The sequence below is a fragment of the Nitrospirota bacterium genome (assembly GCA_016212215.1).
In the GTDB taxonomy this organism is placed as follows: Bacteria; Nitrospirota; 9FT-COMBO-42-15; order HDB-SIOI813; family HDB-SIOI813; genus JACRGV01.
Genome location: JACRGV010000047.1, coordinates 47,488 through 71,697, shown reverse-complemented (window position 1 = coordinate 71,697; position 24,210 = coordinate 47,488). Strand labels below are relative to the sequence as shown.

Below are 24,210 nucleotides of genomic sequence, written 5' to 3'. Positions count from 1 at the left end.
AACCGGTAACGAATCATGGGGTTTTAGCGCATCGGAATCCGTGGTCAAAGTTGGAGTGCCAGTTATGCCCTCTCGTTGCAATGGTTGAAGCAATTGCGTGTCTTGAAGCAGTTCTCGCATATCTGTAAAGAGGTACTTCATAAGAACCACCCCTTAGTATACGGTAAGCCCCTGAATAGTGTTGTGGGTCAACGTTATTACCGGGATATATATCATATCTCCCGTCAACCCATTCTCTTACATTTCCTGCCATATCATAGACCCCATAAGGGCTGATGTCTTTAGGATAACTCCCAACAGGTACTGTCCATCTTCTGCCTTCTTCCAATGTATTCGCATAACCACTGCCTAATTCATTCCCCCATGGATACAGCCTTGAGTCGGTACCACGGGCCGCCTTCTCCCATTCAGCCTCAGCCGGTAATCTCTTTCCCGCCCACTTACAATAGGAATAACCGTCCAGCCAGTCTACGTCAACCACAGGATGTTCCTCCTCCCCTTTTGTAAATGTATCATGCTCTTCCCAGTGACTCGGCCTGTAAGGGTTAGCCGTATCATTTAGAAAATCACGGAATTGGGCATTTGTAACTTCATAACGGTCAATATAAAATGTACTTACAAACACTTTATGTTTCGGTACTTCATCTACACCGATATTAAAACCAATCCTGCCGTCAGACTCAGAACTCCCCATATCAAACCAACCCGCAGGTATATATACCATATCATCCGGTATTTTTCTTTCTGCAATCTGATGAAGATGACTACAGCCTGCAAATATCATTATTAAAGCAAACAACAGAAGTATACGGTTAAGCATCTTTTTGTTCATTTGAAAATACCCTATAAAATCCTAATTTAACCCCATCCCCACCCTAACCCTCCCCTTGAAGGGGAGGGAATTTAAGAACGATATCCTTGCTTCCCCTTTGCAGGAGGGAATTTTCCTCTTCCTCAGGGAGAGGATTAAGGTGAGGGTGGGGTTTTTCCTTTCCCTGGTTTCTTTTGAGTTCTCCTGACTATTTTATTTCTAACCTCTTACTTCTAACTTCTTACCTCTGCTCACTGCTTACTCATCCATTGCACATCTAAATCCATGCCCAGGATGGTCCCACTTAGGTGTTACAGTATGCCTGTAAGCAGACCTTGCATAAGGAACAATGTGGTTCTCCCATGAACCGCCTTTAAGAACTTTATAGCGTTGTCCGAACTCATCCCTTTTTAATGTGCTCCCGGGATATGCTTCGTACCATGAAGATGTCCATTCCATAACATTTCCTGCCATATCATGTACACCATACGGGCTTACTCCTGCAGGATAACTGCCGACAGGGGTTGTCCACCCAATGCCTTTATCCAGTGTATTCGCCCTCGGCTGTTCCATACTATCAGGTTCATTTCCCCACGGCCATTGACGGCCATCTGTGCCCCGTGCTGATTTTTCCCACTCTGCCTCTGTAGGAAGTCTTTTGCCCTTCCATCTGCAATATTCATCAGCATCATACCAAGTTACGCCATTCATAGGGTGGTTATCTTCTGGAGAAGGGTACATCTTAACCCACTCTCCCTTAGTCCATATCCTCGGTGCTACCCTGTTTGTCTGTTTCAGAAAAAATTTATAATCTCCTACCGTTACCTCATAACGATCTATATAAAATCCTTTTAGATATACTTTATGCTGTGGAAGCTCGTCAACACCAACAGACTGTCCTAATCGTCCGTCTTTTTCAGTACTACCCATAAGGAACCAACCGGCAGGGACATATACCATGTCTTCAGGGGGTAAAGGTGCCTTAACTTCTTTCCCTGCTATACTGCATCCTGAAAAAAATAAAACCAATAAACAACAAATTAATTTTGGAAAGGATATTGCTCTTCCCCTGCCTTCCAGTTTCTTAAATCTTACTTCTTGCTTCTTGCTTCTTATTTCTATCTGTTCACCTCTGCCTTCTTACTTCTCATCTACATCCTTTGCACACCTGAAGCCGACCCCTCTGTTTTTATAATCAGAATGATATGTGTTGGCGCGGTATGCAGACCTGCTATAAGGCAATCCGACCATAATCCACGACCCTCCTCTAACTACCTTGTAAGTCTCTCCAAAAGATTCTCTTTTTAATGAACTTCCCGGATAAGGAAGATACCATGAATCAGTCCACTCACTCAAATTCCCGCACATACCTATTACGCCATAAGGACTAACATCCTCAATCATTCCGGTTACAGGGAGAATCTCTCCTGCCCCTGTATATTTAACATTACATGCCTTTTCATTAAAATTATCACCCCACGGCCATTGACGGCCGTCTGTGCCGCGTGCTGATTTTTCCCACTCTGCCTCTGTAGGAAGTCTTTTGCCTTTCCATCTGCAATATTCATCAGCATCATACCAGCTTACATAAGAAACAGGTATGTCTTCCTGTTCCGCCGGGAATATATTACCGTTCCATGAATAGTAACTATTATATTTATCAACAGGCGCGACGTGTCCTGTTTTATCTACAAACTCCTTATACTGCCTGTTTGTTACTTCATATTTATCAATAAAAAATGCCTTTAAATATACCTTATTCTGCGGGATCTCATCAACGCCGATAGATTTTCCAACAACCCCATCTTTTTCCGTACTCCCCATCAGAAACTCTCCTGACGGAACAAGTATCATCCCTTGTTTTGACAACCGTACAACTTCATCCCCGGCAAATACATTTTTCGATATGTAAAAAATAAATAAAATACTTAGAGCTGATACTAAGATATATTGATGTCCTTTCCATTTACCTTTTAGTGAGTCAGGCATTACCATGCTGATGCGCCGGCACACCACTTACCGTCGGGTCTGTTAATCTTGTAATATGGCGGGTCAGGTCTATAAGCGCATGTAGACATATTTGTCTGGTGACATTTAAGGTCACATCTAAAGAGTTTATAGGTTACACCATAGAGATCGAAGAAAGTATAATACCACCTCGGTTTTACTGCAGTCGCACCGGTTACTATCGAAGGTGCAAAATTTATTAAGTGAGTATCAACTATCCCGTCTATCATGCCGTCTTCATTATCCGGCGGCAGACATCCCGGAGGGTCAGTCAGAGGGTTGCCGCTTGGGTTCCCCGGCGAACCGGCACCACAATCCGGCCAAGCCCGTCCGGATCCGTCTCCATAAATAGTATTCACTGCCTCCACATTACTGTGTACATTGTTATGACATTCATGACAATATGCACCGCTAAGTCTTAGATGGTACATGTGCAGATTATAATCCCAAGGGCTTTCTATAGTATAGTTTCCAAAAAAGTTGGTCCATGAGGCGTCAGAGGGATTTGCCCCGGATAAGTTTGAATCAAATGCCCTTTGGTCATGGCACTGAAAACATAATTTGAATTTGTCGGTATGAGAGCTTATTTTTCCGTCGGCACAATAATCTCTGCCGGCGGTATTAATAACACCACATGTAAGGTTTGTAATCATATCACGACCGATATCCGTATTATAATTATTTCTCAGGATACGTATAAAAGCAGACCCATGCGGTCCCTGCGGTTTGGATGCATCATTACTTGTCAGGTCACTTATATTTGAAGGTAAATCAGTAATCCTTCTATAAGAACTGCCGTCAGGCATTCCTGTAACAGGGCCTTTTACGTCTCCAATCCCTGTTGTATTATTATTGTGACAATCCGTGCACTGAATTGTAATATTTTTAAGTGCACCTGCCGGGTCTGCGTTACAGCTTCCGTTTGTACCCCCGGGATTTACAGACGACTCATAAATGTTAAAAGCAACCGCAAGTTGTTTGCACAACTGCCTCGTGCCGTTCCTGCCGGCTGCTGCAACCGGATGAAATGCAGAGTTTTTGGATTGCTGGCTATGGTCAGGTGCAACATCCGCTGTATTAGGATCAAACTCCTTTCGTTTATTGCTGTAACCTCTCAGGCTGAAATTGGGATTAGTCGGGCCTGCATCCCTCGGATCTGATCTGTAATTAGTATCATCAGGAAAACGGTTGCCGGCGAATAGGTTCGTATAACTATTACCATGACACCGGAGGCATACCTCATACACATACGGCTCTCTGCTGTTACCAGGTATCTTCACCCCTACTACATTCCCATTTATGTCAATACCCTTCATACCCTTAAGCCTGTTCGTCCTTGTCACCTGATGAGGGTTATGACAATCAACACACTCAACGTGTACTGTATCCTGAATGGTAGATCCGGGTGAATACTCATTAAATGGAGGCGGAGAAGGACTCCACAACTCTACCCCTTCCTGAGGACGGCCTACGAATACCGGTTCATGTCCCGGATCCATTTTCACATTCATAGCACTGCCGGATCCGCCCATCCCAAGGTTCGCATCTTTATAGAATTCACTCCTGATATCAGGAGGAGGATTAGCAGGATTACCAAGCTCTGAAGCAGGCTTGTGACATAGAAAGCAGGTATTCTCTATAGCAAAATTATTGTTATAATCAACACCCTCCCGTAAAAGCCTTTTTGCCCCCTGAGCAGTATGAGGGTCATGACAGGCACGGCATGCATACTGGCCTACAGTATGTACCCCATCATAATTGTATGGATTACCTGAAGTCGGCGTCGGGGGCGGGACAAATGTATCCAAATCGTGTGAACTCCCTGTCCATCCCGGTTTATCATGGCAGTACAAACATATTATTTTACTCGCAGACGGATAATTTGTATCAGCAGGGTCATTATTAAAGAAACTTGCCCGCATAAATTTAGGATAAGTAGCAGCATGAGGATTATGGCAAGAGGTGCACTGTACTGAATCGAATTTATTTAAGTCTGCACCCGGATACCTCCTTAAAGGTGATATAGGAGTCGGATCATTCACCTTTGCCGGATGCAGAAGTGGAGGTCCCGGGTCAACAAGTTCTTCATCCCTCATTGCAAGGGCAGAATCATAAATAAAAGAGATCGGATGGTCATTCTGAAGGTTGGTCCCAATAACCCTCGTATCTCCGGTTATTATTCCTGATCCGACAGGCATGGTTCCGGAACCGCCTGCTGATGACTGCCCGGTCGGATAGATCATGTTAAATGGTACATAAGAAGTCCCTGAACCTGGGGTATTGATAATTGTACTGATTGCAATAGTTCCGTCATGACATGAAAGGCACAATCTGGAATAACCGGTAGGGGTATTGGGTTTTGGAGGATTTACCTCAAAACCCTCAAAGCTCGTGCTCCATATCTGATCATAAAGTATATATCGGGCAGTAGAAAGGTTCCTGTTCCATATAGGGGCATTTATCTGCGATGCCGCATCAACGCTGGCCCCGTGAGGAGTGTGGCAGAACACACATATTTCTGTTGTCTGTTCTGTATATATATTACGCCCCGCCGGGCCGATTGAAGAAAGATTATGTTTTGTATTTCTTATGTCTTCAACTATCGAAGGCACTAATGGGACAGGCACCGGAGGAGGAGGCGGTATCTGCTGTGAATGGGTATTTTTATTTGTGATGATAAAAAAGAACAGTAAAAATAATAAAAATCCTGAGATTAAAAAATATGAGTGTCTTTTCATAATAACAGGCTCTCACAACAGTCTATGTCATCCCCGAATTCTTCTATCGGGGATATGATTTTATGTTATAAAACAATAGATTCCCGCTTAAAACATGCGGGAATGACAACATTTTGGTACTTTTGCAAGAGCCTCAGTTGATTAAGGATTCCTATTATATAGATAATCTAACTCTTGTCAACCGTTTAAGTCTCACAAGTATGACAGGCAAAAAGAGCAGAATAATGGAGGCAATTTTTCCATTACCATCTCTAAAATCATTATGATATGATTTTATCGTACCACAGCCTAAGCCGCTGCTGCTTTTTGAATGATGACTCTTTGACCTAGATAAGCTCAGGGAAAGTGACCTTGCACCTGTTTCACCTGCTTCAAATGTGTAGCTTGACACCTGCGTCATATCCATTTGAACAGGCTTATTGTCTGCGTCAACCTTATCGTTGTCTTTAAGCATAAGCCGTTCCCCTTTACCAACAATTCCTTCAGGAATGTCCCAGTTTATAACAACAGATTTTCCGGCCGGCACTGAATCAATAGTAATATCCCACGAGGTTGTTGTACCATTCGGGGCTGTTCCCCTGATATCTTTCCATAGCCTCTTCATGTCATCCCTGACTTCGTTCTCATTATTAAGATACGCCTTCAGCAATACCTGGCTGTCTTGATTGGGGTCACTTACCAGTGACGGCGTATCCCATAGATTATCAAATCCGTCTGTGGCGCCCTGCTCAATGCCGACAACAAGTTTGTTGTACACCTTCTTGCCGGTATCGGATGTCGTAGACACCTCTAACGGCACTTTCCACGCATGGGCTGAAGAAAAATTAAATATTAAAAATAAAAATGCAAAGATAAAATGCAAAATTAAAAATTTACCGGATTTTTTTAATATTCGATTTGTAATTTTGATATCTGATATTTGATATTTGATTTTCAATTCACTGTCTCCTGAAGATTATCTCTACGCCGTCTTCTTCATTTACATGAACCCAATATCCGAGCCAGGGTTCAAACATTGCAGGCGGGTCATCATTGAAAGATGCAAAATCATAATTTCCATCTTTCAACTGATATATAGAATTACCGATCCACCCTGCTTTTACTGCATCAATATAAGTCATTATTTCAAATGATGAGGTCTTTCTAACCATAATATCGGCCAATGGTACTGACTTATTATAAGGATTGCCGACCATGTTCCACCCGTTCTGTAATCCGACAGAATATTCCTTATCTTCAATCTCGAGTCCGCTGATAACTAATTTCAAGTTGTCGGCAGGAGAATATATAAAGTACCCCAATCCAGGCTGTACAATATTTTCAAGATAATACCTTGGAGAGGAAAGGTCCGGGTATGCTGAATACCATCTGTATAATGACACCGGACTGCCCACAGTAAAGCTGAAAATGGATTCTCTTTCATTTAAAACCGGTATCAACGGAATAGAAATAAGGTTGTACCCTTTGCTTAAGGACACAGTTGAAGTCAACTCCGAAAGATTAGATATATTGACATCAGGCGACAGCGGTAATGTAACAACATTCGATACTGCCGAAACATGTCCTATAGCATCCCTGCTTCTTATTGCAATGCAGTAATGCGTACCTGCCTTTATCCCGCTTAATGAATAAGTCTGAATAGCCCCGATCTGAGGTCTCGGCTCACCGGTTACTTCAACGGCATTATCCCATGTACCGCCGTTTAACTCATCAGGACTTACACAATTTTCGATAAACCTTATATCATAAATAGCAGCGGTATGTGTAACGCTGTCATCCAACGGTGCAGACCAGATAAGCAATACTGAATTATTTGTAAGATGGGCAACACGTAAATCACTTATTTTATCAGGAGGGGTCTTATCAGCCGGTTCGATGATGATGAGCTGATAGTCCATAGAATCAACCGCATTATTGGCATCTTTTATTGAAATAGTGAAATTATATATTCCAGGGACAAGAGGTGTGCCGTAAATAACTCCTGTCTTACCATCAAGCATCAGACCTTCAGGGAGATTTCCGGTTACAAACCATGCAATCGGTTTACTGCCTCCTGTCACAGCAATTTTATCGCTATACTCATTCCCGAGAACACCATCCGACAGGCTGAAGGTATCAATCTTAGGGATAGAGTTAATATTAAGTGTAAACTCCTGTGTCTTACTGTTTCCTGTAACCCGGTCAACGCCTTTTAATGTAAATTTAAATGTACCGGTTTCTGAAGGGGTACCTGAAATTTGACCTGTTGTTACATCTAATGACATCCCTTCCGGGAGCCTGCCGTCGAGTAAGCTCCATACCGGATCACCGTTGATTACAGACACCCTGTTATCATATAAAGTGCCGAGGGTTGCATCAGGCAGGTCAGGCGGCCCCATAAAAAGCCCCTTAGCCTTCATCCGTATCTCAAAATATCGAATTCCATACTTCTTCCCGGCATTAAATGTATTGGTAAACAAATATAAACCGGTTTTCTCCATATCAATACTGTCCGAAGGAAATGACAAATCAACGAGTGAAATATCAATATCCTTAGGTATATATTCAAAATTCCAATTAAGTGTTATTGTCCCGCCGTTCACTGTAGAAAGCACTACAAATGACCATGTCCTTTCTCCCCCAAAAGTCCTTATATCCCTCCAGAGTGAACACCCGTAAACAGGATAACCATCCTCTTTATTTTTACATGCCCATTTATCTATCGTTCCATCATTATTACTATCTTCCGGTTGAATCCCATGCATAAACATTGACTGCACCGGATCGTCAATCTCAACCATGGAGGCTGTATCCCATGCACTGTCAAAGCCATCCGATGCACCATGTCTTACTCCTGCAATAAGATGATTCCAGATAGTTCCATCCGTACCCCTGGGGTCAGGAACAGAGACCTTAACATGAACGGTCCAGTCAGTAACAGCAGATTGTGCAGATGGAATAAGAAGAAGATTAAATATAAAAATCAAAAATGCAAAAATATAAACCGTTTTCCCTAATCTCAGCACTGATGTATAAAACCTATCAATAGAAGATACCGCTATCCCCACCCTGACCCGCCCCCATTCAGTATCGGGGAGGGAAATTTCCTCTCCCTCAGGGAGAGGATTAAGGTGAGGGTGGGGTTTTTCATCATCATTTGTAAGTAATACATTCATAGATGTTTCATTTTGCATTTAGCTTTTCCTTAAAATGGTATCAACAATTCAAAAGTTGAAGTACTGCCAAGCACATTTATCCAGTATGACTTCCATGGCTGAAATAAAAGACTGCACTGTGTACCGAGGGGTTCTCCCAAACCATCCTGATTACAGGTCTCATACGTATAGGTTGTTCCGTTGAATGTATAAACAGACCCATCTATCCATGCCGGATTTGTTGCCGACACAGCGTCCTGAAACTTTGCAACCTCTACAGTACTGCCTGTCGTCTTCCTCAGATACAAGCCTCTCTCAATAACACCGTTTACATCCCTTGAGCTGAAATAAATCTCTTTATCAGCAGTAGAGCCTATTGTATTCCATCCATTTTTAAGCGGCATCACATAACATTGAAAATGCACAGGAGTAGGCTGCGTATCGTCAACACAGTCCTGCAAAAGCGGTGCAGTTGAGGTTGAAGGAACATCTAAACTCACACTTGCAGAAGGAACCCATAGAAAATATCCCCTGCCCTCAACAACAGATGTTAATTGTGAACAGACTTCATTGCCGATATTATGGGGCAGAGGCCAGCCATTATAACAACCGTTATCCCAGTTAGCCCCCCTTGAATCCCATCCGTACAGATAAAGCTGAGCACCGACATCATCACCAAAAACATTTACAGGGCTATCCGGAACCGGCTTGTAAGGTACCGACACCATATTGTATGAATTGGCAATTAGTGATGTAAGCCCCCCTCCTATATTTGAAATGGAAGACTCGTTTTTTACCTCATCAAGAGATTTTACAGCAAAATAGAATCTGGTATTCTGTGTCCTGTCATCAAATATCCCTCCGCCCAAATTTATCTTATTTTCAACAGGAACTATATAACATTCTTTCATGCCCGGAGATTTAGGTACAAGGAATCCGCCTGCAGGGGTCAAAGGGGTGGAGTTAGAGAAGTTTATCTCTCCGACCCCGGGAGTTACACCATCATCTACAATGTATCTTCTTGAATATCTCAGATTATAACCCGTAACAGCCTCTAACGGCAGAACACTCCCATCATCAGCATTTGCTGTCCAGCACAGGGTCATAGTATCCTTTGTTACACCTGTAACTGCAAGGTCCGAAATCACACCTGGCTGTGTTGTATCACTTGATGAAAGGGTATGGCCGGGACATGTGGTACATGTTGAGATTGCCGAGATATTACCTGCATCGTCGGATGTCTTGAGTGCAAAATAATAATCTGTATTCGCAAACAGATAAGCGATAGTACAGGATTCAGTATCGCCTGCAGGCTTAGGTTTGCCTAAGTTAGTTTCACCAGGTTTACAACTCCTGACTTTAACGGCATTAATAAAATCTGTATCGTTATTTATAGGTGTTGCAGAATATCGCAGGTCATAAGATACTGCTGTACATGGGGTGCGGGACGGAATACAACCGGTTCCATCATCGCCGGGCGCCTGCCATGAAACTGTTATGGCCTGTACAGTTATTCCTCCCGGGCTAAGTGCCATTGAGGCAGGGGGAGTGGTGTCTACACTATTCACAACCGCTTTAACAGAATCAACCCTTGTGTTATCTCCAAGTGAGGTAATATCAAATATTATTGCCTGAGAACCTGAATTAAAGGATGAAGGAGATGTAATCCTGAATGTAAAGGACGGTATCTCACCAGGATTATATACCGAAGGATTCCCTTGAAGGGCTGTAGGTATATCAATCGGTGATGTATTGTATTCAACCGTAGAACCGTCATTAAGCTTCTCCAGCATCTTTACAGTCCATGAAGCAGGCGTGCTCCAAGAAAGCCGGAACGTGTCTGCCAAGTTACCCTCATTCTGAATACCCAAAGTGATATCCATGGTATTCCCCGCCGGTATATCTAACGCCGTACAACCGCCGTTTCCAGAACTTAATGCCCCATAAACATTATCTCCGGCAGGTGATGTCCCGCAACCTGTACCTGATGTACTGTATCCATTTATAATCCCATCAACCTTGTATGCACCATTCAACTTTGTTCTAATAGTTAATGAGTCTATATTTACTGCTGCACCGGTAGAATAAATATTAAGGATAAAATCAGTTGTCACAGGAGGTCCTTTTGGAATAACCTTAAGGGTATATGCCTTAAAATTGCTGATGGAGGGCATAGAAACTATAGAGGGCGTGGTCCATCCACCGGCAGGATTCGTAATATCATGGTCATTGGTGCCATCATTCAATAATATCAGCCACCCGTCAGGAGGAGGCGCTATCAAAGAAAAAGTATACGCATCAGAGGTATTACCTTCATTTTGAATGATAATAGGATATGATATAGTTACTCCGGGGCCGCTAGCTTCTTTAAGCAGAGAGGTACCGCCGGTTCCCCCCTTATTTGAATCATAAAGGTCATTACCTGCTCCATCTATAAGCCCATCTGCCTTGTATACTCTTTGAATAAGGGTAGATGCCTTAACAGAATCTATCTTTGCATAGTCATTTTCAGAATGAACATTCAGAACAACATCCTGCGTCACCCCGCCCGGTGCATAGTTAGTAGGTGTAATCTTAATGGTATAGTCCTTCTGCAGAAATACATCCAAAGGTACGGTTACAGGAGAGGAAAGGTCTGTTACGCCATCATTCAAATAAACAGTCCAGTTGCCGGAGACATCAGACGGCGTATTCCATGATATAGTATATGTGTCAAACAAAGTAGCAGATGTCCCATCATTCTGAAGAGAAAAATTGTATGTAACCGGTAATGCAGATACAAAACCCGGTAATCCTTGTTTTGCAGATGACCCGCCTGTACCGTTATCCCCATAAACGCCATTCCCATTCCCGTCTATTATCTCATCAGGTTGATATATCCCATTTGCTGTAAAGTAACCTACGTGTGTTTCCAAAAGCGTCGGTGAGACAGAGCCTAAAGTAGTAAACAGGAAGACCCTGTACTGAAACCATCTGTCGTCGTTTGTTCCTAAGTATCCACTCCTGTTATTCGGATTTACAGGCTCTTTTCCGCTTGGGTCAGTGTAGGCATCTGTCAGGTATGAACCTGCAGCATAATTAAAAGTAATTGCAGAATCTAATGTGATTTTTTTATTAACAGAATCAATAGCTGATATCTTCTTAGTCTCACTTTGTGCTGCATTCGCAATATTCGTAATGGTAATTCTGCTTCCAGTAATAAATCCTGTTACATCGGCAACTGTAACCTGAGTAACACCGGCAGTACCGGAAAATGTTGTATTATGAGGCCCATACCAAGGTCCCCATGCAATCCCATCCGGCGAAGTCCTTAGTTGAAGAACGAGGTCAGTACCTGTAGGTATGTCCTCAGACCATATCAGCCTGTTGATAACATTAGTAATATCAGTAGAATCATAAGGAGAGCTGACAAGAGACTGTGATGCCGGATTCTGTCCATAGTTTATGGTGATGTCTTGGAGTGTCGGGCTGTCTGCCGGTTCAACCGTAAGCCTGTTAAAGTATGCCTTGAATTTCATGTAGCGGTCTGTGTCATGACCTGAAAATATGGGTGTACCCGAAGTTATATAATATGTACCTGTAGTACCGTCAGGCCCTTTAAAATTCCATGTAGCATTATCATTATTGGTAGCAATCTGGAATTTTAGACTCGATCCTGGTGGAACAATTGAATTCCAAACAAGATTACTATAGAGTGCACCGCCGACGCCTCCATCAAAAGATGGGGATTCATAAGTTCCATGTGTAACTGATATAAGACCATAGTTTATGGTAACATCATTCAATACAGGGTTAGCCAATGGGTCAATCGAAGGCCTGTCAAAAAATGCCTTATACCTGAAGTAACGGTTCCCATAATGGCCTGAGAAAATAGCAGCAGGGGAAGCAGTATAGTACGTACCTGCCGTTCCATCAGGTCCGACAAAATTCCATGTAGCATTATCATTGTTTGCAGCCATCTGGAATTTCAGGTTTGAACCGGCCGGCACTGTTGAAGTCCATGAGAGATTAAAGAAGAAACCGCCTTCGGGCCCCACATCAAAAGTCGGTGAAGTATAAGTACCGCTTAGAATATTATCCAGTATAGTTACATAAGCATTATTGTCCGGATGCGGGACAGTTACATCAAAGGCATCAATACCTATCATATAACCAACGGAACTGGGATTTTTGATATGGGCAACCTCAATCTTGAGTGTATGGGAGGTATTGGCAAGATTTGAAATACTCCAAAGTACCTGCTGGTTAAGCTGATTAGGGTCATATAAATCTACAGTTGCCTGAAGAACATTGTCTATATAAACATAAGCCTTACCAAAAGCGGAATATTTGAAACCTATCCATGCGACACCACTGCCGTTAAATGAAAAGCTAACTGTATCATTTTTCGTAGTTGAACTAATCCAGCTACCACCGGAGGGGGTCCAAAATGTATTCGAAGTCCATGTGCCTGCCTTTGTAACAGATGCATTTGTCTCTTCATATCTGGTAGTTGTATTAGTACCGTTCCCGACTATCTTTACATTATTTAAAGTACCCCTTGCAAAATCAAGTATGTCCGCTGTCTGGGTTACAGAAAACTTGCCGTCTGCAAGCATCAGATATGCATTGTTATCCGGATTTGGGACAGATACGTCAAAGGCATCAATACTGATATATGTATAAGTTGAATTGGGATTCCTGGTACCTGAAACCTCAATCTTGAGGGTATGGGAGGTATTGGTAAGGTTTGAAATACTCCAGAGTACCTGTGAGCTTTGTTGTGTAGGGCTATATAAATCTACAGTACCCTTGAGAACATTATCTATATAAACATTTGCAATACCGAAAGTTGAATATTTGAAACCTGACCATGAAACACCACTGCCGCTGAAAGTAAAGCTAACCGCATCATATCTGGTAAACGAACTAATCCAGCTTCCACCGGATGGGGACCAAAATGCATTTGATGTCCACGAACCTGTCTTGGTCACAGATGGACTCGTCTCTTCATACCTTGTACTTATATATGAACCGTTCCCGACTATCTTTACACTGCTTAATGTACCTCTGTTAAAATCAAGTATATCTGCAGTCTGGGTTACAGAGGCCGGTTTGGGATAAAGAGTAACGCCGGGAACAGAGGTATCTACATACAAGTCCTTACTGAAGAATTTGGTCCATCCAACCTGGTCTGATGGATGACCCGGCTTTGCAACAACATCAGCGCCGCCGGTCCAGTCATTCTGTACCCAACTGTAATTGGAGGCATAAAGGGAAGCAGGTTCAACAATAATAAAAAAGGTAAGGATGAGTAATAGAAGTTCTCTTGTTATATACTTCAATGGTAACTTCATTATATAGTTAATATAGCAATTTACATGCCATATTATTACTTCTTAATATTTTTTAATTGTGCTATCCGCTGTTGAGCAGCTTCGGCTACCCCGCTTGTGTCATGCTGTTTCACAGCAATATCTTTCAGATGCTGCAACTCAATTATTGCAAGGTTTATTTTACCTTGCGTTTCATAAGCCTTCGCAAGGTTAAAGTATGCCGGATAGTAATCGGGTTTTATCTTAATGGCATACTGTAAAGACTGATATGCCTTATCAAAGTTTCCCATTTTAACATGAACAACACCAACATTGCTGAACACCTGAACTGCGTTAGGGTCCTTTTTACCTATTATATAATATATCTCTAATGCCTTTTCCAGCCTGCCCATGCGTTGATATGCCACGCCGAGTGAATATAAAATATCCACCCGCTCCGGCCTTATTGTTACAGCTTTTTTCAGATAGGTAGTTGCTTCATCTAACTTTTTGACCTTTAAATAAGTCAGTCCCATACCATAGTATGGTTCAAAACTATCAGGCCGTGCCTTCATAGATTTTGTAAACTCTTCAATAGCCAGGTCAAACATTGCATTATTATAAAACTGTATCCCTGTACTGTAATGTTTCATGTAATATTTAGGGTCAGACCTCTCTAAATAATTCTTTAGATAAAACCCACCTATAATGAGTACACATAACACGCCTATAGCTATTACAATAAGTTTCCATGAAAACCTCTGCTTTTTTGATGAGTTTTGCTGCTGATAGCCGCCTGATTGGCTGTTCTCTCCCATAATCTTTCTCCCCCTAATGTTTATAATTTCATGAGGTTAGCCAGTCTTAGCCCTGCCTCATGTGTTAGTTCTCTATCTTCACTCCCTTTTTGTTTTACTATATAACTGTAATATTCCCGTGCCCCTGCCTTATCTCCAAGTTCTTCTAATAATTCTGCAAGATTAAATCTGGCCTTCACATAATCAGGATATAAAGCGATTGATATATTATATTCCTTTACTGCCTCTTTCAGCATCCCCTTCTCTGTGTATAAAACTCCCAGGTTAAAATGAGGCAGGTAGTCAAGATGGTCAAGCTGTTGTGCCCTTTTATATTGCACCTCTGCAAGGTCTAATTTCCCGATGTTAAAGTATATTGCACCTAAGTCATTACGAAACCCGGAATAATCCGGACGTACCTGAATCATTTTCTCATATTCTATTGCTGCAAGGTCCCATTTTTTCTGAACAATATATATTTTTCCAAGTGCTTCATGGAGAGCAGGGTCTTTACCCCCGCCTAAATCAAAAGCCTTATTTAATGCATCAAGTGCATCATTATACATATTAGCCCTTGTGTAAGCAACCCCTAAGGCTATGTAGAGTTTTGACGATTCAGGATACTTATCAATGGTATCTTTCCATAACCCTACCTCACTATTCCATACCCGATTCCGTGCAACCGTCCCTCCAAAGTAAACCCCAATCAGTATTATCAATATTACAAATGCCGGCTTAGCGGATAGTTTGTTTAAAAAGGTGCTGATCACTATCCCTGTCAGAACAGCAAAACTCACTATAGCAAGATACCCCCGGTTTTCCTGAAAAATCACGTTTAAGGGAATAATAGTGGTAGGTATAATTACAATCAGAAACCAGAACATGAAAAATGAAGATATTCTTGCAAATAATTCATTACGAAGAAAAAGATATACAGCCAATATAAGGTATACAATGACGAAACATGCAGAGAGGACTATTTCGAATGACCAGAGATTATTTCGGACTCCTATAACGTCGCCGAATGTAAGCCCGGTTGGGAAAAGAAAAAGTCTCCAGTGTTTTACAAGTACAGGCAGTTCAGTATACAACTGTGTCATTACATCTCTCTTGAATGGCGTCAGGACCCCTCCAAGTGAAAAAAACCGCATTAAAAAATATGGGATTACTACTATAAGGATAAAGGGGAGATACGGTATGTATGTCCGCCAGTTTAATATATACCCCGCATTAAGAGGTGAGCGGTGAGCAGTATTGTTATCTGTCTTATCTTCTTGCATCTGACTTCTTACTTCTTGCTTCTTGCTTCTATTGGGCCAATAAATATCATACAACCAGAACACGATTGGCAGTGTAATCACAACCTCTTTGCTCAACATACCTGCGAGAAAGGCAAGGAAGGAAGCAATATAGAAGTAAGAAGTAAGAGGTAAGAAGTTAGAAGAACCTCGCAGGTCTTCTCCTATCTTACTTCTTGCTTCTAACTTCTTGCTTCTTTCTTCTGTCTGTTGGCTTCTAACTTCTGACTTCTGACTTCTAAACTTCACCCAACAGTAAAATCCCAGCAGATAAAAGAATCCGCTCATTACGCTTGACCTTGCTGTAATATAGTTTACAGCCTCGGAATTGAAAGGATGAACAAGGAAAATAAGACCAGAAGCCACGGAGGCAACAAACATCGGGGTTAGAAAACCCCGACTATCTATAGGAGGGACATTCTTGTCCCGCTGGATATCTGCTGACGTCCGACTTCTTGCTTCTAACTTCTTGCTTCTGACTTCTGCCCCAAGCCCCATGCCTTCCAACATGGTCTTCACTATAAGAAATAGCAAAAATGCTGTACCTATATGAAAGATGAGATTTGTCAGATGATAACCAAAGGTATCAAGGCCGCCAAGGGCATAATTAATAGCATAGCTCAACAATACAAGCGGCCGGTAATGACCTGCCTGATGGTCTGAAATAAGTAATCTTGGATTTGTAAAAAACTGAGGCAGATTATTTAATGACCTTATGCTCTTGTTGTAGGTGACGTAAAAATAATCATCATACTGAAACATATTATGCAGGCTATTAAGATATGCCGCTGTACCAAGAAGAACGAACAAACAAAGGACTAATGTCTTACTGCAAATTATAGTTGAGAACCATGAACCCTTTGTATTCATCCGAAAATCCCTTCCGGCAGGGTAAGAAAACCCCGCCTATCCATTTCTACGAGGATAGGCGGGACATTCTTGTCCCGTCATTATCATCATCCTTTGTGAGCGGTACGCTCATGGATGTTTCATTATCTTGCTGCCCTCATCTTCTCAAGCCTGTCAATAGCCTCACGTGCCTCCTGGGCTACGTCTTGTTCATCCTTTGCAGTTACCTGAACTGCCCTGTTGTAATATCTTAATGCCTCATCCTTGTTGCCCATTTCTTCCATCAATGACCCTAAATTAAACCACGATTTCGAATGTGCCGGATTTAATGAAATTACAGTCTTAAAATAATTTATAGCCTCAGAAGATTTTCCACCCCGCCTGCTCAAGATCCCTAGATTATAATAAGGTCTGGAGAATTTTGGATCGTACTTAATAGCCTCCTTAAGCTCCTTTTCCGCTAACTCTATTTTGCCCATTATAAAATAGGCATGACCTAATTCATTATGAGTATCCGATTTATAGGGATACAGTTTTACTGCCTGTTCAAACTCCTTTATAGCAAGGTCATACTTTTCCTGCATAGAATAGATTCTCCCAAGATTGTCATGGATAAAGAAATTATCATTGCCCCCCAGTAAAATAGCCTTATTTGATGCATCTATAGCCATGTTAAACTTTCTTGCCCTTTTGTATTCAACAGCTAATGCTGTGTAAACTGCCGGAGACCTTGGAGACTTCTTCAATGCATCGGTCCAGAGGGCCATCTCACTTTTCCAAACCTTATTCCTTTGTACTGTACAGCCGGCGTAAAAAATAATTAAACCGACCAGAACTGCCATTGAAACCCATTTAATCTTTATCCTCCCCAACTCGCCTATTACTACACCGGCGAGGACTGCAAAACTTACCATTGCAAGGTAACCGCGGTTTTCCTGAAAAATATCATTTAAAGGGATTATAGTTGTGGGTAAGAGAACTATAAAAAACCAGAACATAAAAAAGGAGATAATGCGTAAAGTCCGCCTCTGAACCCGTGAAAGAATAAATGCGATAATTAAATATGCTGTGATAATGACCGTGGATAATAATACAGGGAAAGACCAATAAGTCCTGTATATTTCCACTAAATGAAGGGGAGTGAGGTCAACAGGTATAAAAAACATCTGCCAGTGTTTGACCAGAACCGGAAGCTCTGTAAACAACTGAGTCCATATATCCCTCTGAAAATGGTCAAGCACCTTCCCAAGTGAAAATAATCTTATTAATAAATAAGGCACCGCTACGAGAAGGACAAAAGGAATATATGGGATATAAGTTCGCCAGTTTAAAAGATAGTCAGCAGTAAGCGGTGAGCGGTAAGCAGTTTTATCAGCTAACTGTTCATTGCTAACTGCTGACTGCTTACTGCTTACTGACCTAAACCCATACATATCATACAGCCATAACACGACTATAAGTGTAATCACTACCTCTTTGCTTAACATACCTGCGATAAAGGCGAGGAGGGAAGCTATATAGAAGCAAGAAGCAAGAGGTAAGAAGTTAGAAAAACCTTGCCGGTCTTCCCCTATCTTACTTCTTACTTCTTGCTTCTGACTTCTAAAAAGCACCCAGCAATAAAATGCCAGAAGGTAAAAGAACCCGCTCATTACGCTGGAGAGGGCAGTAACATAGTTCACAGCCTCTGAGTTAAACGGATGGACAAGAAAAATCAGACCGGAAGCCATTGAGGCAACAAACATCGGGGTTAGAAAACCCCGGCTATCTACAAACGTAGGCGTTAGAAAAACCCGGCTATCTATAGGCGGGACATTCTTGTCCCGATGGGCGTCATCTGACTGCTGAATGCTGCCTAACATAGCCTTCACTATAAGAAATATCAAAAACGCCGACCCCACGTGGAAGAAAAAGTTGAATAGATGATAGGCTACAGGATTTAATTGAGTGAACGCATAGCTGACAGCATAAGAAGTAAGCACAAGAGGACGATAATGCCCACCCGGCATCAGATCCGAAAACATCATCTTAGGATTTATAAAGAAATACGGGATATTTTTTAGAGAGGTGACATTCCTATTATAAACAATGACCATTTCATCATCATAATGAAAACTATTACCAAAGCTATTCCAATACGTCAGAATCCCTATGAGCAAGAAGATAATAAAAATTACATATCGCTTATCCAACCAATCTTTCATCCGAAAATCCCTTCCGGCGGGGTAAGAAAACCCCGCCTATCCATTTCTATAAGGATAGGCGGGACTTTCTTGTCCCGCTGATTTTCATGGCCCTTTGTGAACCCTCGGTTCATGGGAGTTCATCCGAAAATCAACCCCATCCCCACCCTAACCCTCCCCTTGAAGAGGAGGGGATAAAAACTAAGCACCCTCTCCCTCAGGGAGAGGGTCCGGGTGAGGGTGGGGTTGTTTCATCCTGAGCCTCATTTTCATGTACCTTTGTGAGCCGAAGGCTCATGAGGGTTCATCCGAAAATCTCCATAGCTCACCCTCCCCCTAACCCCCTCCCGTCAAGGGAGAGGAATAAACGTCAGCCTCCCTCTCCCCCGGCGGGAGAGTTACAATTAAATTTCTACCAAATCCTCCCCCCTCCTTTACGGGGGGAGAGGCAGGAGGGGGGCCGGGTGGGGGGGCCTCATTTTCATCAACATTTGTGAGCCGAAGGCTCATGACGGTTCATAACTACCAATCTCTTTCTGATTATATTTCAAACTTCATTGTTTATTCCCGAGTTTTTGCCTGGCCATACTTACAATCCGATCCACGATTCTTTTATCCTGGTCATACAACAGTTCTACAGTAGCGGTATCAGGTGAGCCATACCTGATAATTTCATTGTACTGTTCTCTTGCCATGTCTAACCTGCCGGTTTTTTCATAGACTTCACCTAATTCATACCTTGCACGAAGATATGCCGGATAAATGGCAATAGCCTCCTGAAACTCCGTCACGGCCTCTGATAATTTTCCACGTCCTACAAGCACCACGCCCAAATTGTAGTGAAGAGGGGGCAGACTATACCATTTCCGGACTGCCTTCTTCAAGAATATCTCAGTTTGTTCAATATCTCCTTTTTTAACGTAAAGTGTTGCAAGCTCATTCATTGAAACCGCATCATTAGGATCAATTCTTAAAGCATTTTCATATTCCTGTATGGACTTGTCAACATCTCCTGAAAGAAAGTAGTCACGCCCGAGATTAAGGTGTAAATAGTAATTGTCCGGTTCCGCATTAAGCCCCCTTTTTGCTGTTTCAATTGAAAGAAACATGTCTCCCCTCTCTCTATATACTGCAGATAAACCGGCGTATGCTATTCCGGAACCTGGCGCAATCTCTACCGCATCCTTCCAAAGCCTGATACTGTCTCCCCATACAAAATTCCTTTTGACTGTAATTACTCCGTAGATAATAAACAAAATAACAGTAATGCTTATAACTGTTGTCCTGTTGACCCTCTTACCGAGTTCCATTAGTACAACCCCGATTAATAAAGAGAATGATACAACTGCAAGGTATCCCCGGTTTTCCTGAAAGATCGCATTTAAAGGCATAATCGTTGTTGGAAGGAGTACAATTAAGAACCACATCATACTGAAAGATACAACCCGCAGGTATCTACTACCGGACAAAAAAAGATATAGAGTAATTACCAAGTACAAAATAAATAATACGATTGAAACCATCAACAACAACGTCATACCATGAAAAATGTCCACATCATGTACCAGACTAAAACCCTTTGGGATAAAAAACATCTGCCAGTGTTTAAATAAAACCGGTACCTCAGTAAGTATTTGAGTTACTATGTCCCTTTGAAACTTGTCCAGCACCTTCCCAAGGGAAAAGAGACGCATAAGCAGATACGGTATTGCTACAAGAAGAACAAAAGGGAGATATAGAACATAGTTACGCCAGTTTAAAAGATAGTCAGCAGTAAGCAGTGAGCGGTGAGCAGATTCGGAGGGGCATTGTGTGTTACTTCCTTCTGTCTGTTTACTGCTTACTGCTAACTGTTTACTGCTTACTGACTTAAACCCATACAAATCATACAGCCACAACATTACCGGCAAAGTTATCACCACTTCTTTACTTAACATACCGGCGATAAAGGCGAGGAGGGAAAAAAGATAGAAGTAAGAGGTAAGAGGTAAGGGGTAAGATGCAAGAGGTAAGAAGTTAGAAGTTAGATTTAAATAATTAGAAGAACCACGATGGTCTTCTCCTATCTTACTTCTTACTTCTTGCTTCTGACTTCTAAAAAGCACCCAGCAATAAAACCCCAGCAAATAGAAGAACCCGCTCATTATACTCGAACGGGCTGTTATATAATTTACAGCCTCAGAATTAAATGGATGGACAAGGAAGATAAGACCAGAAGCCACTGAGGCAACAAACATCGGGGTTAGAAAACCCCGGCTATCTACAAACGTAGGCGTTAGAAAACCCCGACTATCTATAGGCGGGACATTCTTGTCCCGCTGGATGTCTGCTGTCGTCTGACTTCTTGCTTCTAACTTCTGTTTGTTTTCTGCTATCTGCTCACTGCTTACTGCTGACTGCTTCCTGTCTTCTAACATTGCCTTCATTATAAGAAATATCAAAAACGCAGAACCAATATGAATCGCCAGATTAACAACATGATACCCGAATGGGTTTAATCCCCCGATAGCATAATTAACCGCATAACTTGCATAAACAATAGGTCTGTAATGTCCTGCATACAGAGGATTACTTTCAGACAGTCTTGGGTTTATAAAAAAAAGCGGGATATTTTTAACATCTTTAATATTAGTATTCTTAACAACCACGCCGTCATCATCATACTGGAAAGGATTACTTAAGCAATTCCAATAGATGAGCAGACCTGCAAATAAAAAGATACAAAAGACTATGAGATACCGGTGACACCCTTTTCTGAACCCGAACATATCTTCTTTCATACATTAAAACTTACTGATTAAACTTCTGCTCCGCCTTTGCTATAATTTCCCCTGCTATTTTTTCATCTAACCCATACCTGTAATTCAAATTTTTAAGATTAATTGTTTTATATTTAATAATCTCTCTGTACTGTTCCTTTGCCTGATCTATCTTATTAAGTTTTTCATAAGCCTCTCCCATGTCATACCTCACAGTAAGGTAATCCGGATACAATTTTACTGCTGTTTCATAGTGGCTAATAGCATTAACAAAATCTCCGCGCATTATATCTATCCTGCCCAGATTATAGTAAAGAGGAGGCAAATCCTTCCAAACCTTTATCCCATTTTTTAAGCACTGCTCCGCACGTTCAAGGTTGTTTTTTTCTATATACAAAACTGCAAGGTCATTCCATACATTACCGAAACCTGCATCTATATTAAGCGCATTTTCATATTCTTTAGCGGCCTCATCCATTTGACCAAGTGCCTGAAAATCTGCTCCTATAAGCATATGGAGATAATAGCTATCAGGTTCTACAGAAATTCCCTTTTTCGCAGTTTCAATTGAGAGAAATGTATCACCACTGTTCTTATAGGCAAGAGATAATCCTGCAAAGGAAATCCCGGATTGCGGAGACTTCTCTAATGCGTCCTTCCATAACTTAATATCATCCCCCCATACAATGTTTCTCTGCATCGTAATACTTCCATAAACCGCCAATAATAATAACAGCACGATAACCTTCAATACTACACTTTTTTTATAATTAAACAAAGTCTCAATTGCAATCCCTGCCGGTACTGCAAAACTTAACAAGGCCATGTAACCCCGGTTTTCCTGAAAGATTGCATTAAGTGGAATAATTGTTGTTGGAAGCAGTACAATAAAAAACCACAGCATAAAAAAAGATATAATACGCCAACGGCCTTTTCCATACAAAAATAGATACACAATACCACACAGATATAATATCAATATTACAACTGAAACCATAAACAACCATGTCATGCCATGGAATACATCCACATCGTGAACCAGGCTAAAGCCCTTTGGGATAAAAAACATCTGCCAATGTCTCACAAGAACAGGCAACTCTGTGAACAGTTGTGTAATAAAACCCCTCTGAAACTTATCAAGCACCCTGCCGAGTGAAAAGAGACGTACTAGCAGATACGGTATCGCTACAAGAAGAACAAAAGGGAGATAGGGGATATAGGTACGCAAATCAAATACTGCATACTTATTTATTACTGTGTTATCTTCTTGATTCTTACTTCTTGCTTCTAACTTCTTGCTTCTGCTAAACCCATACAAATCATACAACCACAACATTACCGGCAAAGTTATCACCACTTCTTTACTTAACATACCGGCGATAAAGGCGAGGAGGGAAAAAAGATAGAAGTAAGAGGTAAGAGGTAAGAAGTTAGAAAAACCTTGCCGGTCTTCCCCTATCTTACTTCTTACTTCTGCCTTCTTACTTCTTTCTTCTGCCTGTTGACTTCTAACTTCTTGTTTCTGACTTCTTTCTTCTGAAATCTTACTTCTTGCTTCTAACTTCTTGCTTCTTGCTTCTTTCTTCTGACTTCTAAAAAGCACCCAGCAATAAAACCCCAACAAATAGAAGAACCCGCTCATTATACTCGAACGGGCTGTTATATAATTTACAGCCTCTGAATTAAATGGATGGACAAGGAAAATAAGACCAGAAGCCACTGAGGCAACAAACATCGGGGTTAGAAAACCCCGACTATCTACAAACGTAGGCGTTAGAAAACCCCGACTATCTATAGGCGGGACATTCTTGTCCCGCTGGATGTCTGCTGTCGTCTGACTTCTTGCTTCTAACTTCTGTTTGTTTTCTGCTATCTGCTCACTGCTTACTGCTACCTGCTTACTGTCTTCCAACATTCCCTTCACTATGAGGAAAACTAAAAACGCTGTCCCAATGTGAAAAGCCAGATTAACTATATGATAGCCAAGGGTATTCAACCCGCCTATAGCATAATTGATTGCATAACTTGTAAATAAAATAGGCCTGTAGTGTCCGGCGGCCATTGGATTGTTGGCTCCGAATCTTGGATTAATAAAAAAGTAGGGTATATTCTTTATTTCTTGTATCTTGAAATTATTAACTACTACATTAAAATCATCAAATTGAAATGGATTATTAAGGGAATTCAAATATATCAAGGTACCAATTGATGCAAAAAGGATAAAGGCTATATATGGATGTGATAAGGTATTAGGTAATTTATTTCTACTCACTTTGTTATTGCATTCTTGCAATAACTATGCCATAGAACCGTCATGAGGGGCGACCACAAAGGGCAATG

12 protein-coding genes are annotated in these 24,210 nt (G+C 41.6%); all 12 read right to left on the bottom strand.

What is annotated here, in order from left to right:
* Positions 1–13: 13 nt before the first annotated feature.
* A complete protein-coding gene (locus HZA08_04480) occupies positions 14–832 on the bottom strand; it encodes an SUMF1/EgtB/PvdO family nonheme iron enzyme (GenBank protein ID MBI5192686.1) in 819 nt (272 codons plus the stop codon).
* Positions 833–1,069: 237 nt separating this feature from the next.
* Positions 1,070–1,840 (bottom strand): formylglycine-generating enzyme family protein, encoded by a 771-nt coding sequence (locus tag HZA08_04475; GenBank protein ID MBI5192685.1) that lies wholly within the window; start codon positions 1,838–1,840, stop codon positions 1,070–1,072.
* A gap of 111 nt (positions 1,841–1,951) precedes the next feature.
* Positions 1,952–2,800, bottom strand: a complete 849-nt coding sequence (locus HZA08_04470) for an SUMF1/EgtB/PvdO family nonheme iron enzyme (GenBank protein ID MBI5192684.1) — start codon at positions 2,798–2,800, stop codon at positions 1,952–1,954.
* Positions 2,800–5,556: a hypothetical protein gene (locus HZA08_04465; protein MBI5192683.1), complete on the bottom strand. Its 2,757-nt coding sequence runs from the start codon at positions 5,554–5,556 to the stop codon at positions 2,800–2,802. The genes HZA08_04470 and HZA08_04465 overlap by 1 nt, the downstream gene beginning before the upstream one ends.
* A 154-nt stretch (positions 5,557–5,710) precedes the next feature.
* Positions 5,711–6,493: a hypothetical protein gene (locus HZA08_04460; protein ID MBI5192682.1), complete on the bottom strand. Its 783-nt coding sequence runs from the start codon at positions 6,491–6,493 to the stop codon at positions 5,711–5,713.
* Position 6,494: 1 nt separating this feature from the next.
* Positions 6,495–8,729, bottom strand: coding sequence for a putative Ig domain-containing protein (locus tag HZA08_04455; GenBank protein ID MBI5192681.1), 2,235 nt, complete (start codon positions 8,727–8,729; stop codon positions 6,495–6,497).
* A gap of 11 nt (positions 8,730–8,740) precedes the next feature.
* Entirely contained in the window at positions 8,741–14,026 is a 5,286-nt protein-coding gene (locus tag HZA08_04450; GenBank protein ID MBI5192680.1) for a hypothetical protein, read from the bottom strand.
* A gap of 35 nt (positions 14,027–14,061) precedes the next feature.
* Positions 14,062–14,802 (bottom strand): tetratricopeptide repeat protein, encoded by a 741-nt coding sequence (locus HZA08_04445; GenBank protein MBI5192679.1) that lies wholly within the window; start codon positions 14,800–14,802, stop codon positions 14,062–14,064.
* A 20-nt stretch (positions 14,803–14,822) separates the two neighbouring features.
* On the bottom strand, positions 14,823–16,949 hold the full coding sequence (locus tag HZA08_04440) for a tetratricopeptide repeat protein (protein ID MBI5192678.1): 2,127 nt from the start codon (positions 16,947–16,949) through the stop codon (positions 14,823–14,825).
* A gap of 122 nt (positions 16,950–17,071) precedes the next feature.
* Positions 17,072–19,132: a tetratricopeptide repeat protein gene (locus HZA08_04435; protein MBI5192677.1), complete on the bottom strand. Its 2,061-nt coding sequence runs from the start codon at positions 19,130–19,132 to the stop codon at positions 17,072–17,074.
* A 533-nt stretch (positions 19,133–19,665) separates the two neighbouring features.
* The gene (locus tag HZA08_04430) at positions 19,666–21,891 is read right to left on the bottom strand and encodes a tetratricopeptide repeat protein (GenBank protein MBI5192676.1); all 2,226 of its coding nucleotides are present in this window, start codon (positions 21,889–21,891) and stop codon (positions 19,666–19,668) included.
* A 10-nt stretch (positions 21,892–21,901) separates the two neighbouring features.
* Positions 21,902–24,142 carry a tetratricopeptide repeat protein gene (locus tag HZA08_04425; protein MBI5192675.1) on the bottom strand — a complete coding sequence of 747 codons (2,241 nt, stop codon included), beginning with the start codon at positions 24,140–24,142 and terminating at the stop codon, positions 21,902–21,904.
* Between the last annotated feature and the right edge of the window lie 68 nt (positions 24,143–24,210).